General features: G+C 30.6%; 17 protein-coding genes. 7 read left to right on the top strand and 10 right to left on the bottom strand.

The genetic code is table 11. The annotated features are described in order from the left end of the window. The first annotated feature begins 2 nt into the window (after positions 1 to 2). Positions 3 to 608 carry a hypothetical protein gene (locus ASC41_RS07215; protein ID WP_055435963.1) on the top strand — a complete coding sequence of 202 codons (606 nt, stop codon included), beginning with the start codon at positions 3 to 5 and terminating at the stop codon, positions 606 to 608. On the opposite strand, the gene ASC41_RS07220 is transcribed toward ASC41_RS07215, so the two are convergent. The 9 genes from ASC41_RS07220 to ASC41_RS07260 all read right to left on the bottom strand — a co-directional run bounded on the left by ASC41_RS07220 (position 603) and on the right by ASC41_RS07260 (position 7,323). After that, positions 603 to 1,307: a porin family protein gene (locus tag ASC41_RS07220; RefSeq protein ID WP_055435964.1), complete on the bottom strand. Its 705-nt coding sequence runs from the start codon at positions 1,305 to 1,307 to the stop codon at positions 603 to 605. The genes ASC41_RS07215 and ASC41_RS07220 overlap by 6 nt on opposite strands. A gap of 177 nt (positions 1,308 to 1,484) precedes the next feature. Beyond that, complete coding sequence (locus tag ASC41_RS07225; protein WP_055435965.1) at positions 1,485 to 1,961, bottom strand: ExbD/TolR family protein; 477 nt, start codon at positions 1,959 to 1,961, stop codon at positions 1,485 to 1,487. Between the two features lie 18 nt (positions 1,962 to 1,979). Further along, entirely contained in the window at positions 1,980 to 2,615 is a 636-nt protein-coding gene (locus ASC41_RS07230; RefSeq protein ID WP_055435966.1) for an ExbD/TolR family protein, read from the bottom strand. Between the two features lie 2 nt (positions 2,616 to 2,617). Continuing rightward, positions 2,618 to 3,070 carry a hypothetical protein gene (locus ASC41_RS07235; protein ID WP_055435967.1) on the bottom strand — a complete coding sequence of 151 codons (453 nt, stop codon included), beginning with the start codon at positions 3,068 to 3,070 and terminating at the stop codon, positions 2,618 to 2,620. 31 nt (positions 3,071 to 3,101) lie between these two features. Then, positions 3,102 to 3,869, bottom strand: a complete 768-nt coding sequence (locus ASC41_RS07240; RefSeq protein WP_055435968.1) for a MotA/TolQ/ExbB proton channel family protein — start codon at positions 3,867 to 3,869, stop codon at positions 3,102 to 3,104. A 182-nt stretch (positions 3,870 to 4,051) separates the two neighbouring features. Continuing rightward, complete coding sequence (locus tag ASC41_RS07245) at positions 4,052 to 5,083, bottom strand: asparaginase (RefSeq protein ID WP_055435969.1); 1,032 nt, start codon at positions 5,081 to 5,083, stop codon at positions 4,052 to 4,054. Positions 5,084 to 5,118: 35 nt separating this feature from the next. Continuing rightward, entirely contained in the window at positions 5,119 to 5,886 is a 768-nt protein-coding gene (locus tag ASC41_RS07250) for a TatD family hydrolase (protein WP_055435970.1), read from the bottom strand. A gap of 109 nt (positions 5,887 to 5,995) precedes the next feature. Continuing rightward, on the bottom strand, positions 5,996 to 6,736 hold the full coding sequence (locus ASC41_RS07255) for a tetratricopeptide repeat protein (RefSeq protein WP_055435971.1): 741 nt from the start codon (positions 6,734 to 6,736) through the stop codon (positions 5,996 to 5,998). A gap of 5 nt (positions 6,737 to 6,741) precedes the next feature. Beyond that, complete coding sequence (locus ASC41_RS07260) at positions 6,742 to 7,323, bottom strand: RNA polymerase sigma factor (protein WP_055435972.1); 582 nt, start codon at positions 7,321 to 7,323, stop codon at positions 6,742 to 6,744. A 151-nt stretch (positions 7,324 to 7,474) separates the two neighbouring features. On the opposite strand from ASC41_RS07260, the gene ASC41_RS07265 reads away from it, so the two are divergent. The 6 genes from ASC41_RS07265 to ASC41_RS07290 all read left to right on the top strand — a co-directional run bounded on the left by ASC41_RS07265 (position 7,475) and on the right by ASC41_RS07290 (position 14,865). Continuing rightward, positions 7,475 to 7,912, top strand: a complete 438-nt coding sequence (locus ASC41_RS07265) for a hypothetical protein (RefSeq protein WP_055435973.1) — start codon at positions 7,475 to 7,477, stop codon at positions 7,910 to 7,912. Positions 7,913 to 7,990: 78 nt separating this feature from the next. Beyond that, entirely contained in the window at positions 7,991 to 8,965 is a 975-nt protein-coding gene (locus ASC41_RS07270) for a hypothetical protein (RefSeq protein ID WP_055435974.1), read from the top strand. Positions 8,966 to 9,152: 187 nt separating this feature from the next. Continuing rightward, a complete protein-coding gene (locus ASC41_RS07275; protein ID WP_055435975.1) occupies positions 9,153 to 11,111 on the top strand; it encodes a DUF7849 domain-containing protein in 1,959 nt (652 codons plus the stop codon). Between the two features lie 52 nt (positions 11,112 to 11,163). Then, entirely contained in the window at positions 11,164 to 13,758 is a 2,595-nt protein-coding gene (locus ASC41_RS07280) for a CHAT domain-containing protein (RefSeq protein WP_083477160.1), read from the top strand. After that, on the top strand, positions 13,727 to 14,173 hold the full coding sequence (locus ASC41_RS07285) for a retropepsin-like aspartic protease (protein WP_055435977.1): 447 nt from the start codon (positions 13,727 to 13,729) through the stop codon (positions 14,171 to 14,173). The genes ASC41_RS07280 and ASC41_RS07285 overlap by 32 nt, the downstream gene beginning before the upstream one ends. Positions 14,174 to 14,232: 59 nt before the next feature. Next, positions 14,233 to 14,865 carry a response regulator gene (locus ASC41_RS07290; RefSeq protein WP_055435978.1) on the top strand — a complete coding sequence of 211 codons (633 nt, stop codon included), beginning with the start codon at positions 14,233 to 14,235 and terminating at the stop codon, positions 14,863 to 14,865. Positions 14,866 to 16,112: 1,247 nt separating this feature from the next. Here ASC41_RS07290 and odhB read toward each other — a convergent pair. Further along, on the bottom strand, positions 16,113 to 17,327 hold the full coding sequence (odhB, locus tag ASC41_RS07295) for a 2-oxoglutarate dehydrogenase complex dihydrolipoyllysine-residue succinyltransferase (protein WP_055435979.1): 1,215 nt from the start codon (positions 17,325 to 17,327) through the stop codon (positions 16,113 to 16,115). Positions 17,328 to 17,357: the final 30 nt, after the last annotated feature.

Here is a 17,357-nt window from a genome sequence, read left to right on the forward strand (position 1 = left end):
TAATGCATTGGCTACTTAAAAGCATATCCTTTATTTTTCATCCTATAATAATGCCATTATTAGGTGTTATTTTTTATTTTTCAAAATCACCTAGATATATTCCTCTAGAAGTTATTCAAGCGAAAATTATATCGCTGTCCATACTTACAATTATATTACCAATACTGCTTTATTTTTTACTTAAAACAATAGGTAGAACAGAATCCATATACCTTAAAACAACCAAAGAGCGCATAATTCCATTATCATTAAACATTATTATATGTGTTTTAATAATACTACGCGTGTTACCTTCTTATCAAATAATAGAATTATATTTTTTCTTTATTGGCATTCTAATATCAACTATTATTTGCCTAGTACTAGCTATTTTAAACTTTAAAGCTAGTATCCATATGATTGGTATTTCAGGAGTATTAATGTTCGCTATCGCAATATCCTTACATTTTGGAAAAAACTTAAACGGTTCTTTAGCTCTATTCTTTTTGATAGCAGGAGCAATTGCAACTTCAAGATTGCACTTGAAAGCGCATACTAATGTGGAATTAATTTTCGGATTTTGTATTGGGCTATTTCCGCAATTATCAATATTAAGTTACTGGTTATAAAATATAAAACATAAGGCCAACCTTAATAGCATTAGCATCTATTACCTCTCCATCTATTTTAGAAGAACTCTTAAAAATAGGATTTAAAGCATAATACAAATAAAAATTCCATGTATTATAACCAGCTCCTAATGTTAGTCCATATTGAAGGTTATTAAATGCGCTATTGTTTTTGAGACTAATATTTTCTGGAGAACCTTCAAACTTGGTACTATTAGCAAATATGTAACCTAATTTAAATCCAGAATAGATACGCCAAAACTTGTAATCTTTTGCTGTAGAAGTACGCCATCTATATTCTATTGGCATTTCAACCATGTAGGTTGTAAACTTGTTTTTAGTATATGTTACTTCTGTTGCATCTATAATTTCAAATAATGCATCTCCATTAGAGTCTTCATAAATTTGCATATTTTGATTAAAAGAATTAAAAGACAGACCTAAACCCAAACCAATGGCCCTATTTCGTTTTTTATTAATTGGCATGTCTTTAGTATATCCAAAATGAAAACCTCCAGAAAAACCGGTCTGAGACAATTTAGAAGGCTTTTTACCTATTAGATTATATGTTAAACCAAAATAAAACTGATCTTCTTTATATAACGAATCAATTTCTTGAATATTACTACTTATTTCTTCTTGAGAAAAAGAGTAACAGGTAACAAAACAGAGACAAAAGAAAAGTATTATAGATTTCATGAGTTTATAATTTATGTGCTTTATGCTAAAAACATAACGATGTTATTAATTACTTTTTATAAATACTCTACATCGCACTTTCTATTTACAATATACTAAAATAGGAAGGTTTAAAACAAATAAAAGGCGTTTTGAAAATTTCAAAACGCCTTTTTATAAAATTAAGAATATATGCTACTAATTATCAAGTGCATCACCTTTTTTGGTGGTGTAATTAATTTTAAGTGCATTAGTTTTACGTAATTCTTGCTTAACATCTGTTAGCACACCCATTTTCGCATCTCTATCTACTTTAAGAGAAACAGTAAGTGTAGGCACTAACTCTTCTGCTAATGCAGCACGTTCTGCAGCAATAAATGCTTGAACTTGCTCAACACTTTGCAACTTATCGTTTAATTGTATTCTATCTTCAGTACCGTAAGTATCAATATAATTTGGACTTGGCTTTCCAATATAGATATAACTTATAGGTTTCTTTTTATCTAATTTTTCAATCTGATTTGCTTTTGGTAAACTATTTTGGATTATTAAATTATCCTCTTTAATTACTGTAGCAACCATAAAGAAAAATAGAAGCATAAATACAATATCTGGTAAAGATGCTGTTGAAATTGGAGGTAAACCTCCATCTTTTTTCTTTTTAAATTTAGACATAGTGTTTATGTTAATTTGTTAATCTCTTTTTGCCTCAGCTTCAGAGAATTTTTGAGGTACTATTGCTTTAATTGCTTCTAGCTTCTCTTTTAAATTTTCTTTTACTTTTGGCTCTGTTGAAGGATCTTGATACATTTCTGTAGCTTGAACAAAATCCATTTCTAAACTTGGATAGTCCTTCTTAAACTCACGATTTCTAATATCGTTATATGCTGCTAAAATTTCATTTTGAACAGCTATGTACGTTTTGTAATCTGTAAGTCTATCGTTAGCTAAAGAAATAACTGCTTTAATGAAGTTGTCAGATGAAGCTTTATCACCTTCTCCTTTACATCTTCTACAAACATCTTTTCCTTCTCCTCCTCCGTTATCGAGAAACTTCACAGCCTGACCTCTTAATTCATTAAGAGGAACAAGTTCTGAATCACCTCCAGAAGTTAACAATATCTCATTTTTACTATTTAAAGTTAAAGCAAAAATATTTTTTTCTTTAATAATAACAGGTACATCTGTTGGCGGCTCCCATGGTGGTAACTTTCTACTTAAACCAGAATCTGTTGCGATATCTGTTGTTACTAGAAAGAATATAAGTAATAAGAAGGCAATGTCAGCCATAGAGCCTGCATTAACTTCTGGTGCTGATCTTTTTGCCATAATTATTTAATTAATTTTTTAACTCCTGAGAATACCATTGATGCAATTGCAACAACACTTAATATATAAAAGGCTATTAAACCACCTCCTACAAATCTTGACTCTCCTTCTGTTGCCATAACTCCATCGTAAGCATATACTTTACCTACTAAAGGATCTCCTCCTGAAAGAGCATAACCCATTATTAACACTAAAGCAAAAGCTCCAACACCTATTAAAGTGTTTTTAATGTTTCCGCTACCACCAAATAAATTAGTGATTACAAAGAAAATTACTAATGCTAATGTTAAAGCTAATATTATGTACGCTATCCAAGCCATTGGTTCTAATAAAGAAGTATCTCCTGCAGCTGCAAGACCTTTTACTTCTTCTTCACCTTTTGCGATAATACGAAAAAGCGATATTATACCAACTAAACTTAATACAGCTACAACTATTTTTAAAATCTTATGCATAATCTTATGTTTTTAAATTTTAGTTAATAGCTTATTTTTTGTATTTCGATAACATATCCATTAAAGTGATAGAAGAATCTTCCATGTCATTTACAATACTATCAATTTTTGCTACGATATAGTTGTAGAAAACTTGTAATATAATTGCTACAATAAGACCAAATACAGTTGTTAATAAGGCTACTTTAATACCACCTGCTACTAACGTTGCATCCATTCCACCTGCAGACTGAATTTTATCAAAGGCTTGGATCATACCAATTACTGTTCCCATAAACCCTAACATTGGAGCTAATGCGATAAATAATGATATCCAAGATACATTTTTCTCTAATTGTCCCATTTGAACTCCACCATAAGCTACAACAGCTTTTTCAGCAGATTCTAAGCTATCATCAGCTCTATCTAAACCTTGATAGAAAATAGATGCTACAGGACCTTTTGTATTTCTACATACTTCTTTTGCTGCTTCAAGACCACCTGATTGTAGTGCATCTTCAACATTTTGAGTTAATTTTTTTGTGTTTGTAGAAGAAAGGTTTAAAAAGATAATTCTTTCAATAGCAATTGCTAATCCAAGAATTAAACAAAGTAATACAATTCCCATGAAACCTGGACCACCTTCAATAAAACGTTTTTTAAGTTCTTGGTGGAATGTTAATTCTTCTGCTACATCATCTGCTGCTGCATCTTGTGTAGTCGCAATAGTCGTAGCAATAGTTGCTGCGCTCGTAGTTGCATTAGCTGTGCCAAATGCCATTAAAAATACTATGGCTAGGATAGAAAATAATCTTTTCATGTTTTTGATCTTAATTTTATTAATTAGTTAAAGTGTTAAAGATATAAAAAAAATGGAAGTAAATATAAAAATATTAATAGAGCTTGTAGAAAATTCTTACTCAAGCACTAAATATATTTTAATAATTTCCGATTTCAAATTAAACGAAAAAAATGTTAAGTCTCAAATTTAAAATGATAATTTTAAGCCATTTCTCCTCTTAATGCTGTTTCATATATGGTTTTAAACAAGTTAGGTGTAATATTTTGTCCTAACAAATACATGAGTTTACTAACCGCTGCCTCTGTTGTTATGTCTTTTCCTGAAATTAAACCTATTTTTTTCAGTTTTTCACTAGTTTCATACTGTCCCATCATGACACTTCCGCCAGAACATTGGGTAATATTGATAATTTGTATGCCTTTTTTAATGGTTTCTTTTAATAATGAAATAAACCATTCTTCGGTCGTACAATTTCCTGCACCGTAAGTTTCAATAATAACACCTTTAAGGTTTGGCGTATTAAATATACAACTCAACAATTGTTCCGAAATGCCCGGAAACAACTTTATTAACGCTATATTTTTATCTAAATTTTTATGAACTAACAGTTTTTTTCGTGCATTAGGTTTAAATAACGCATCGTTATTTACCTTTAAATGCACGCCAGACTCTGCTAAATCAGGATAATTTAAACTTGCAAAGGCTTCAAAATGTTCTGCGTTTATTTTTGTAGTTCTATTTGCTCTATATAATTTATATTCAAAATACAGGCACACCTCTTTTATTATAGGTTTACTGTAATGTTGTAAGGAAGCAACTTGTATTGAAGTAATTAAATTCTCTTTCGCATCTGTACGCAAATCACCAATTGGCAACTGCGAACCCGTAAACACTACTGGTTTTGCTAAATGCTCTAGCATAAAACTTAAAGCAGAAGCAGTGTAACTCATCGTGTCGCTACCATGTAACACTACAAAACCATCGAATGTGTCGTAATTTTCTTCAATAACCTCAGCAATCTCGACCCAATATTTTGGTTCCATATTACTAGAATCTATTGGCTCTATGAAAGAAAACGTTTCGATGTTACAATCTAAAAGCTTTAGTTCTGGAATACGAATCAATAAATTATCGAAATCGAATGCACGTAATGCTCCTGTTTCGGGATCTTTTATCATACCAATAGTTCCACCGGTATATATAAGGAGTATGTTCGGGATTGTTTTTGTCATTTATTCGCTTTTAACTAACAACGTTTTACTTTTGGTTATACACCAAAGACGGCTTTAGAATTCTCTGTTGTAATATCGGCAATTTTTTCTTCGGAAATATTATAGATCTCAGATAGCTTTTCCACTACCTTTAATATATAACTACTTTCATTTCGCTTTCCGCGGAAAGGCTTTGGTGCTAAATAAGGAGAATCGGTTTCTAAAACAATATGTTTTAAATCTATTTCGTTTAAAAACTGATCTATTTTACCGTTCTTAAATGTTGCTACACCACCAATACCCAATTTCATATTATAATAAATGGCTTGATGTGCTTGTTCTAAAGTTCCTGAAAAACAATGAAAAATTCCAAAAAGTTCGTCACTCTTTTCTTCTTCTAATATTTCGAAAATCTCATCGAATGCTTCGCGGCAATGTATTACTATTGGTAATTTATGCTGTTTTGCTAATTTTATTTGTTGTCTAAAAGCATCTTGTTGTGTTGCTAGAGTGCTTTTATCCCAATATAAATCAATACCAATTTCGCCAACGGCATAAAATTTATGTTTATCTAACATTTCTACTACGTGAGCAAGTTCTTCTTTATAATTATCTTTTACGTGTGTTGGATGTAAACCCATCATTAAAAAAATATTTTCAGGATAGTCTTTTTCTAACTGAAGCATTGAAGCCGTGTAAGTAGAATCTATTGCTGGAATAAATAATCTTGAAACATTTGCTTCAAGAGTACGTTGCATTACTTCTGCTCTATCTTCATCGAAAGCTTCACTATATAAATGTGTATGTGTATCTGTAATAATCATGTGGTAAAAATAAAAAAGTCATCGGTTTAATGATGACTTTTTATGATTCTATTTTATATAAAGTTCTGATAAAAGAATTTAACCCGAACAAACAATTCTAATTTAACGTTTACTCTAATTTATCTAATAACTTCTGAGCCTCTTTATAATCGTCTGCTCCATCAGGAATCTGCTTTAAGAGAACAATAGTGGCATCAATATTTTTTTGTTTTAACCTACTTAAAGCGGAATACCATAATGCTCTGTCTTTATAAGCAGATTCTCCTGTAATAATTTTATTTAATTGAGCGTCTGCTACTTTAAAATTATCTAATTCGATATTTGTAATTGCATAGTATAATTGTAACTCACTGTTTTCAGGATCTTTTTCAAGTACATTTTTTAATAACACATTTGCTTTATCGTATTCCTTATTATTAAATGCTTTTGTAGCAGCTATTAAATCCTTTACGCTACCTCTAACAATTGTCATTGGTTCGTGCGCGTTATAATCTGAATATACTGGATTAGAAAACTGATTAAAAGCAAAAACACCTAAAAAGATAACCACACTTGCTGCCATTGCCAGTTTTGCGAATCTAAACACTTTTGAAGGTTCTGTTTTGACTGTTACTGCTTCGGCTTTATTAAAATGATTAGTAGATATACTTTCTAAATTCTTTTTAAAGGCATTTGTTTCAGCTTCATTTCCAATAGAATTTTGTAAATAAATAGTAGCATCTAAAAACACTCTAAAACTTTGTGCAAATGCTTCGTCATTATCGCGTCTGTTTTCAAAAGCTAGTCTTTCTTCTGCAGATAATTCATTATTTATATAACTATCGAATAAAATGTAGTCCTGATCTTCCATATCAATTAAAAATTAAGTTGATTAAATTTTGGCGACTCTTGAACCAACTTTGTTAATTGCCCAATGCATAACGATTTCTTTTTTCGAGCATAAGCATAAGTTAGGCCTAAACTTTTAGCAACATCTTCCATAGACTTTATTTTAAAAGTTGCTTTTATTAAATCTTTACACGCTGTACCCATTTTTTGAAACATCTCGTTGAATAAAGCTTGTTTTTCTCCAAACAGAGAGGTTTCAAACGCTAGTTCTTGTGCGTCGTCATCTATAGATAAAACTTCTTCGTTAATTGTTACCTCTTTATTGTTATTTTTTTTGAGTGCATTTAACCACTTACGTTTACAAAGCAAAAAGAAATAAGCATCAAAAGGACACGTAAGCTGTAAGCCTTTTTCTTTTGCTTGATTATATATAGTAACAATAGTTTCTTGTATAATGTCTTGCGCTTTATCTGCATCTCCACTATTCTGCTTTATATAATTAACCACTTTAGGCACGAACTTATCGTAGATAGTTTGTATAATAAATGATTTATTATTTAATAATCCTTCTATATACTTTTGATCTTCATGAATTTTCTTCCCACTCATAAGCCCTTGTTTTTCGGTTAGTTTCCTACGAATTTAAAAAAACTTTAGAAAAAAGAGGTAACAATTTTTAAATGGTTTTGATATAAGGTTGTAAAAGGCAAAACGCTAACAACTTTAAAACAAAACATTAAACCATAAACATTTAGAAATTATGAAAAATTCAATTTTAATTATCGCGACAGTAGTATTAAGCTTTTTAAATTTAAATGCTACAACTTTAAAAACAAACCCAAACACTGCAACAAGTGTAGATATTACAAAAGATGAAATAGTTCAAATTTTCGATTGGACTGTTAAAACAACAACTGGTGAATTTGCAGGAACAACCTCTACTTTATTCGATGCTAAAAGAATATCAAACATGCTAGGACAAGGTTCTATAGTACTTGAACAAAAAATCACCAACTATTATGTGTTAAAAAGCGAAATGCATTCTAAAACTAATAGAGTTTATTTCTGGGAAGTAAAGAGCGAATACGGTTATGCTAAAGGATATAGCTCTAATGAGTTTTCTGCTAAAAAGATGATGCATTTAGTAGCAAAAGGAGAGATAGTGTCTTACAGAATAATAGAAAGTAAAAAAATATAAAAAACATTTAAAAACTGGGTAGCAAAATTGTTACTCAATTTATGCAAAGAGGTATAAACAATTAAAACGTTAGAAATTATGAGAAATTTAAAAACAGTATTTGCTAGTTTATTTATTACATCCCTAACCTTATTTACAAGTTGTGATCCAGATGATAACGGAGAAACAATTGACATACCAGAGGTTTTAGAATACAATAATATTCAGGGCTTTTTTGAAACTAATGGAGTACAAGACCAAGATTTTACATTAGATGCCGTTACAGGTGGAAATATAATTGGTGAAGACGGCACTATTATTACTTTCCCGGCTAATGCATTTGTAGATGGAAGTAATAATCCAGTAACCGGAATCGTGGATGTAGCTATAAAAGAAATTTTTAAGCCAAGTGAAATGATTTTATCTAACAAACCAACAAACGCTTTAAGTTTTTCGAACCAAAACACTTTTCTTTTATCTGAAGGTGAAACAGAAGTTAAAATTTCTCAAAACGGAAACACTTTGCAACTTGCAAATGGTATTAACTATCAAATATCTGTACCTTCTGCTGGTGGTTTAGATTACGAAATGCTTCCCTTTGAAGGAACAACTTCAGATGCCGAAGGTATTGTATGGGATCCTACAAGTGATGTTGGTGTAACGAGTAGTGGAATGCAATATGTAACAGCTCCTGCATCTTATATCTACGACATTTTTAATACCGGATGGTCTAATTGCGATAAATTTTACAATTATCCTGGAGCACAAACAACTAACTATATTAATTTATCAAATAGTCCTAATGCCTCTGAAACAGCAATATTTTTAATCTTTGAAGAAAACAATTTACCAGCCGTTGTTAAGTTCTCAACAACTTACGCTAATGGAATACAGAGTTATATAGATATGCTTCCAGAAGGTTTAGCTGTAACCTATGTAGCCATTACCGTAGAAAACAATCAGCAATACTTAGCTATGGAAGATGTAACTATTTCTGACGAAGAAGAGTTAACTCTAAACTTTGAAGTAAAATCAACACAAGAAATTCTTGATGCTTTATCTATTTTAGATTAAAACATTTATAACATTAAAAAAAAGACCAGAAATTAAATTTTTCTGGTCTTTTTATATAACACAAACTCTACAGTTAATTAACTCAAAACAGCAAGTAATAGAATACACTTAAGAAATTAACAGGTTTTCAGTTAACTTTGAAATTACAGTTTTTGTATCTTTAAAATCTAAACCAACCAGCGCTATTATGAAAAACCTATTAATCCTTTTCATTATTATTTTTTTCTCTAAAAATGCAACTAGTCAAGAGAGCCAAATAGTAGACACAACCAGAAGAGTTGCTAATATTACATATAAAAAGAATGGTAGTGAAGTTACATTTACGCCCGAAACACCTCCACTAACTCAAATAGCAGGAGCTCCAACAGCATTCTACAAACACTTTTGGGAACTTGGAGATGGTGACTATAGTAATGAAGAAGCACCCACAAAACAATATAAAAAAGAAGGTGAATACGAAGTAAAATACTGGGCAACCAATGTTTACGACAACGGAAAACCACCAACATCAAGGCCTAAAAAAATTAAAATAGATGATGCTAATGATTCTGCAGAAGCTGATTCTTCTATGGCAGACGATCTTTCATTAATTCGCAATAGAGAACCAATGCCTAGTGAAGAAATGGTTGTGGTAATGAGTTATAAAAACTATAAAGATTATGCTACTAGCGGGACGCTTCACCTGTATTTTAATGAACAAAAATATAAAGCCGATAATTTTGAATTAGCAGATACAAGACTTTATAACAACGAAAGACAAATTAAAAGTGAAGATCTTGTTTTCTCTCATGAAGTTAACGATGAGCGCAGCTTTTACGCCTCGTCTAAAAACGAAATAAACTTACTTCGCGCGCGTTTTCAAGATTCTACCGAAAAAGAAGATCTTGAGCTTACACTTATGGAAACGAAAGCAACCTATAAAAAATCAAGTACCATTGCTTTTGAAAATATGAAACCAAACGAAGAACGTAATATTTTCTACACTTTTAAAACAACTCCAGAAATGCTTAACGACACAAGTGCTATTATTTCGGTGAGAAGTATTTATATTCCAGACAACAATTACAAAACACACAAGGTAAAAGATATGGAAATGGAGATTGTAACCTCTCACGATCCTAACAAAATGTCGTCTAATTCCACCTTTTTAAACTATAGATTAGTCCGTTTTAAAAGACCAAAATTTAAAATTAGATTCCAAAACAATGGCGAAGGTCCTGCAAGTACTATTCGTTTAGAAACAGATGTTCCAGACATGTTCGATAAAGCTACCATTCGCGTGGAAGACATGTATCCTAAAGTTAAAATCTGCCCTAAAAGTGAAGTTAACTATAGTTGTTTAGACACTACTTATACAAACAAACAAGCCATTTTTACTTTCAAAAACATTTACCTTCCTGGAAGTGAACAAAAAAACGTGAAGGATTACGATTCTACACAAGGTTTTGTAAAATACAGTTTAAAGTTTAGCAAAGATTTTCATAAGCAAAAAACAAAATCAAGAACAGCTATTATTTTCGATAAAAACAAACCTATAATCACCAATTACTCTACAACTCGTTTTTTACCTGGCATCTCAATTGGTGCAAAAGCTGGATACAATTCCTTTAGCGACCTTGAAGATTCTAAAAGCTACTTTGTTGGTGCTACCATTTCACCTTACAAATCATACAAATGGTATTGGCAAGTAGAATTATTAAATAGTTTTCATAAATACAACGATAATAAAACAGTTACAATAGAAACGATTGATTCACCTACTTTTATTGGCACACAACGTACAACAACAACCAACAGTTTTAACAATGTCGATTGGGAATTACCCGTTTTAGCTAGATACAACATTAATAATTATATTGGCTTAGGCGCAGGTTTACAAGGCATGATTTCTATAAGCGAAAAAAGCACAGAAGAAATAACAATAGAACAAGCCGAAAACTTAAACGGAGGAGATATTGGGCAATATTCTCAAATTAGCAAAACATCAACCAGTGCAAGTAATTCTTTTGCTAATTTTAGAACTGGTTTTCTAGTAGAAGCCACTGCTGGATTTGCAAGAATTGGTCCTAGCGTTGGCGCACGCTATGTACTTAATTTTAAAGAAAACTACAACTACATGCAATTTTACGCCATCTGGAAATTCTAACGCTAGGCGTTTTTTTGGCAACTCACTCATGCGCTTATTACTATAATTAATTATGAAAAACCACGTACTCGTTCTCTGTTTTCTATGCTTCGGAAGTGTGTTTTCGCAAACCTTAGAAGATAAAATCTATGAAGCTACAGATGCTTTTAATAACCTAAAATCTGCTGAAGCATTAACGACGCTAAATAATACGATTTCAACATTTGAAACACAATTGTCTACCACAGACGATTACTTCGCGTTTGTAAATCTATTAGTTAACAAAGCACATTACTTAAAAACTAATAATAAAAATATAGAAGCTATTAAAGGTTACGAAAAAGCCTATAAAATTTATAATGATAAAGTTGCATCTGTTTACAAATACAATATTGTCGATTATTGTTTAATTCCGCTAGCTGTGCTTTATAATGAAATTGGCGACCACACCGCTACCGAAAATACAATAAAAACCTACATTGCAATAGCCGAAAAGAACAAAAACAACACACAACGTGTTGCAGGAGCAATAAACTTATCGCGTTTATACCAAACCATTGGAAGACACCAACTCGCAATTGATATTGCTAATTATAGCCTAAATATAAAACAAGCCAGTACAGAGCAAAAAGGCAAATTAAAGCTTATAAAATCGAGAAGTGAAACAAGGCTAAACAAAAAAGTGAAATTTACAGATAACAGAGGTATTGTTATCAACTATAAAACACAATCTATAGAAACACTAGAATTGGCCTACGAAATGGCTATTCAGAAAAAAGATTATGTTTTAGCTTTAAAAATATTCAAAAACTTAAAACCGCTCAAAACTAATCAACTATCTTCAGTAAATAGTTTGTCTAAAATTTACATTGAAGAAGCTCAACTTTACTTACTACTTAAGCAGCCCAAAGACACTAAAAAGATTTTAAATTCTGCTTTAAAATTATTGATTCCTAATTACAATTCTAATACTCTTCCTGCAGAATCAGACTTATATCCGGAGAATGCCTTTATTGGAATTTTCGATTTATTTGCAGAAATAGAAACTGATCCTAAAAAAGCAATTGAATATTACAATTTAAGTTTTTATGTTAGCGACTTACTCACTGAAAATATTACTACACAAGAAGGAAAACTTATAGTATTAAATGAAAAACGCAAACGAAGCGAACAAAGCTTGAACATATTATATTATCTTCAAAATAACAGTGACGATACAGAATACACCTTTGAAGCATTACAACTTTCCGAGCGCTATAAAGCTTCCGTTTTAAAAGAAACCATTAGTAAAAAAAATTTATTAAAAGAGCATCCAAATGATTCTCTTTTAATAACACAGCAAAAGCTTTTAAACAATCAAGAACAACTCATTATTAAACTAACAAGAGCGCCTTTTACTAATTTTACTGAAAACCAAAAACTAGAACTTAGAGCTCAACTATCTTCTATAAATATTGAACTTAAAAACCTAAAAGATACCATTAGCAAAAAGTACGCGACTAATACAAAAACTTCATTAAACGTATCAAAACTTAATATTAAACTAATAGAAGATCAATCTACATTAGTAAATTACTTTTATGGTAAAGAAGCCATATATCAGATTATTGTTTCAGATAAAATAACTGCTTTTAATAAGATTCTTTTAAATGATGCAAACACTAAAGCTATTAAAACCTTTATTAAGTATTTTGATAGTCCTTCTACTATAAACAATAACATCTCTAAATATACCGAAGATGCACATTCACTTTACAACTTATTAAAACTAAATGAAGTAAAAGAAAAAAAAAACCTCATCATTATTCCTGATGGTTTTTTAAACTTCATTCCTTTTGATGCGCTTTTAACTACAAAAACAGAAAGTAAAACTTTCAAAAACATGCCATTTTTAGTAAAATCTCATAATGCTGTTTTTAACTCTAGTGTTTCATTCTATATAAAAGGCAATTCTACTAAAGTAAAATATAATGTTTTAGGCGTATTTCCTGTTTTTAAAGAGAGTTCTCAAGAATTAACTTACTCTATAGACGAAGCAAAAAATATTAAAAAAGAAATAGAGACCACCTTATTAATGGATGCTCAAGCCACTAAAAGTAATTTTCTAAAACAAGCCAACAATTACTCGATTCTACATTTATCTACACATGGAACAAGTGGTGACTTTTTTGAGCCTGCACAAATAGCTTTTATAGACCAACCAATATCTACTAACGAGCTCTATGGTTTAAACCTAAATCCGGAATTGGTAGTTTTAAGCGCTTGCGAAACAGGTGTTGGCGAAATAAAAAGTGGAGAAGGTGTTTTAAGCATTGCAAGAGGTTTTCAATATGCTGGAGCAAAAAGAGTATTGTATTCGCTGTGGCAAATTAGCGACTTATCTACCTCGCAAATAATGACTTCCTTTTACAAACAATTGGACAACAGTAAATCTATAAGTTATGCGAACCAACAATCTAAATTAGATTACCTTAATAATGAAGATATAAAAAATTTAAAAAAATCACCATATTATTGGAGCGCTTTTACACTTTATGGAAGTTTTGATAAAGTTAATGAAAGTAATAATTTATGGTCAATTATTGGACTATCTTTTCTAATTATGCTACTTTTACTGTGGTTATTTAAACGTAAAAATGGAAAACGCACTCTGGGAATTTCTGCTTAAAAAAGAGTATAAAAAGATAAAATTAAGGCTCACAAAAACTAATCATTTTGAGGTAAGAGCTACTATTAACGGCGTAAAAGGTTTTTTTATATTAGACACAGGAGCTTCTAACAGCTGTATTGGATTTGAAGATGTCGATTTTTTTAACTTAAAAGCCAAAGCTTCAAATATAAAAGCAGCTGGAGCTGGAGCATCAGATATGCTAACTCAAACAGCATCTAAAAACAATATAAAAATTGGTAGTTGGAAAAGCTCAAACCTTACTTTAGTTCTTTTCGATTTAACACATGTAAATACAGCGTTAACCATGCATAACGCAAAACCAGTAAATGGTATTATTGGAGCAGATGTATTAAAAAAAGGAAAAGCAATTATAGATTATAACAAGAAATACCTTTACTTAAAATCGTTATAGTGCAATAATTTTATTACATTTATTTAGCTACTACTTTCACATAAAAACTCCCTTAGAATATGAGTACCTCCATTGTTATTGCAGACGACCATCCATTAATGCTTCGCGGTTTAAGTGATTTTTTATCCTCTAAAGGATACAACATTTTAGGAAAAGCCGAAGATGGACAAGCTGCATACAATCTCATTATTAAACACAAGCCAGACATTGCTGTTTTAGATATAAGAATGCCATATTTAACAGGCTTAGATGTTGCCGAACAATGCCAAAAATACGAGCTAAACACCAAAGTGATTTTAATTACTTTCGATAATGAAGAAGCCCTTTTCGATAAAGCGAGAGCTTTTAATGTATATGGTTATATATTAAAAGAATTTGCTATTGAAGAAATTGAAATATGTATTGGTCATGTTGAAAAAAACGAAAAGTATTTTAGTGAGGAAATAGCTTCTTATTTAAACTCTAAAATAAAATATTCTAATGCACACATTAAAGATTTACTAACCAAAACAGAATTGAAAATTGTTAAGTTATTATCGAAAAACAAATCTAATCAAGAGATCTCCGATTCGTTGCAAAGTTCAATAAGAACAATAGAAAAACACAGAAGTAATATTGTAAAGAAATTAAAACTTCAAAAGTCTCATAATGCACTTATGCTTTGGGCTAATTTGAATAAAGATTTATTCTAGTTTTATTTCTTAAAATTAGATTTTTAGCGTTTTAAGTCAAAAATAAAATGATTTTAAAAAATCACCGTTTCTACACAAAAAACTCAACTAAACAATAATAGCAAAGCTTACGAAGGATTATTGGCTAAATTTTGAATCAGAAAAAATACGTAGTTCTACGTATTTTTTTTACCGTTTATTCGAAGTATATTTATAATGCTATTAATCAATGACTATAAGAGAAACCAAAGCTCTACATTATAACTAATGTAGAGCTTCTCTTTTTTTAAGTTGGTTTTTTTCTCAATTAAAACTAATCAATATTCTACAATACTTCAATCCATTCTTTTTTTAAAGCAAGTCGAGAATTAATAAAATTCGCGTTTTTAAATTGAACAATAAAATATAATAAAACTTCTATAAACCATAAAACATAACGTTAACTACTATATAAATAGGTGCTAACAATGTTTTACCTGTTTAGCTAAATCTCAGAAAAATACGTAGTTCTACGTATTTTTTAAACCAAATATTCACATTATCTTTATAATGCTATTAATCAATTACTTTAAGGGTAATTTAAGCTCTACATTATAATCTAATGTAGAGCTTTTCTTTTTTTAGTAATTAAGCATTAACAGTATACTTATAATAGTTCCGTTGCTCATCCTCCATACAAGTAAATCTAAATCAATTCAATATTGTGTTTTTACACTTCGAAGTAAAACCTAATAAATAGTAAAACTAAAAAAACGTACTTATACATAGATCTATCGACTACTATTAATTTTAAGAAAAAAAACTTCTAATAAACTAAAAACTCGCGTTTTCAAGTCTAATTAAAAACATTAAAATTAAAACAAAAAACAAACACAAAATACCCAAACAACCAATAAAACATAACAGTACGAGTGTTTAACTTCTTTTTAAAAGCTTAAAAAAAATACGTAGTTCTACGTATTTTTTTAACGTTAATACAAGCTATCTTTATAAAGCTATTAATTGATTTTTAAGGGAAGAAATTAATTAAAAAAAGAACTCTGTACTGTAAGAGGTACAGAGTTTTTAATTAATCCAAAAACAACCTCAACCTATGGAAGAATTAGATGAAACAAAAAACAACAAACTAATTTTTGGAATTATTACTATTGCAATAATTCTAATTTGCTTTAACATTATTACTGTATTCGTACATTAACATCCACCTCTTAAACAGAAAAAGCTCCTCTAATAGAGGAGCTTTTTCTGTTTGTAAGCTATTTTATATATTAAAGCTCTAAAGCTTTCTTAATGTCATTATTCATTAATAACTCTACTGGATTTTCTAGAGCTTCTTTAACAGCAACTAAGAAACCGACGCTTTCTTTACCATCGATAATTCTATGGTCGTAAGATAAAGCAACATACATCATAGGATGAATTACAACTTCACCGTTTAGTGCAATTGGTCTTTCAATAATGTTATGCATTCCTAAAATACCACTTTGTGGTGGGTTAATAATTGGTGTAGATAGCATACTACCAAAAACACCTCCATTAGTAATGGTAAATGTTCCTCCTGTCATCTCATCTACAGTAATTTGTCCATCCCTTGCTCTAAGTGCTAAACGTTTTACTTCAGATTCTACACCTCTAAAAGTTAAGCTTTCTGCATTTCTAATTACAGGAACCATTAAACCTTTTGGTCCAGAAACTGCGATACTAATATCAACAAAATCGAAAGTTTTCATTTCCTTACCATCAATCATAGAATTAACAGCAGGATACATTTGTAATGCACGTACAACTGCTAAAGAGAAGAAAGACATAAATCCTAAACCAACACCATGTTTTGCTTTAAACGTTTCCTTATATTCTTTTCTAAGTGCGAAAATTGGAGACATATCTACTTCATTAAAAGTAGTTAACATTGCTGTTGTGTTTTTAGCTTCTACTAAACGTTCTGCTACTTTACGACGTAACATAGACATTTTAGAATTTGAAGAACTACGGTTTCCACCTGTTGGTGTTCCCATAGAAGGCACTGCATTTACAGCATCATCTTTAGTTACACGACCATCTTTTCCAGAACCAGAAATAGTACTTGCATCCATACCTTTTTCAGCTAAAATCTTTTTTGCTGCAGGACTTGCTGTACCTGTAGCATATGTTTTAGCTTCTGTAGCTTTTGGAGTTTCTACTGCTGCTTTTGGTGCTTCTGCTTTAGTTTCTACTTTAGGTGCATCAGAAGACTCTTCTGGTTTTGCAGCACTTGTATCTATTAAACAAACAATTGCTCCAACAGCTACAGCATCACCTTCTTCAGCTTTTAGCGTTATTGTTCCGCTAGCTTCTGCAGGTAGCTCTAAAGTCGCTTTATCACTATCTACTTCTGCGATAGCTTGATCTTTTTCTACATAATCACCATCTTGAACTAACCATTCTGCTATTTCAACTTCTGTAATAGATTCGCCTGGCGAAGGTACTTTCATTTCTAAAATCATCGTAATGTAATTTTGTTATAATGTCTTGTT

It is taken from the genome of Lacinutrix algicola (assembly GCF_001418085.1).
Taxonomy (GTDB): Bacteria; Bacteroidota; Bacteroidia; order Flavobacteriales; family Flavobacteriaceae; genus Lacinutrix; species Lacinutrix algicola.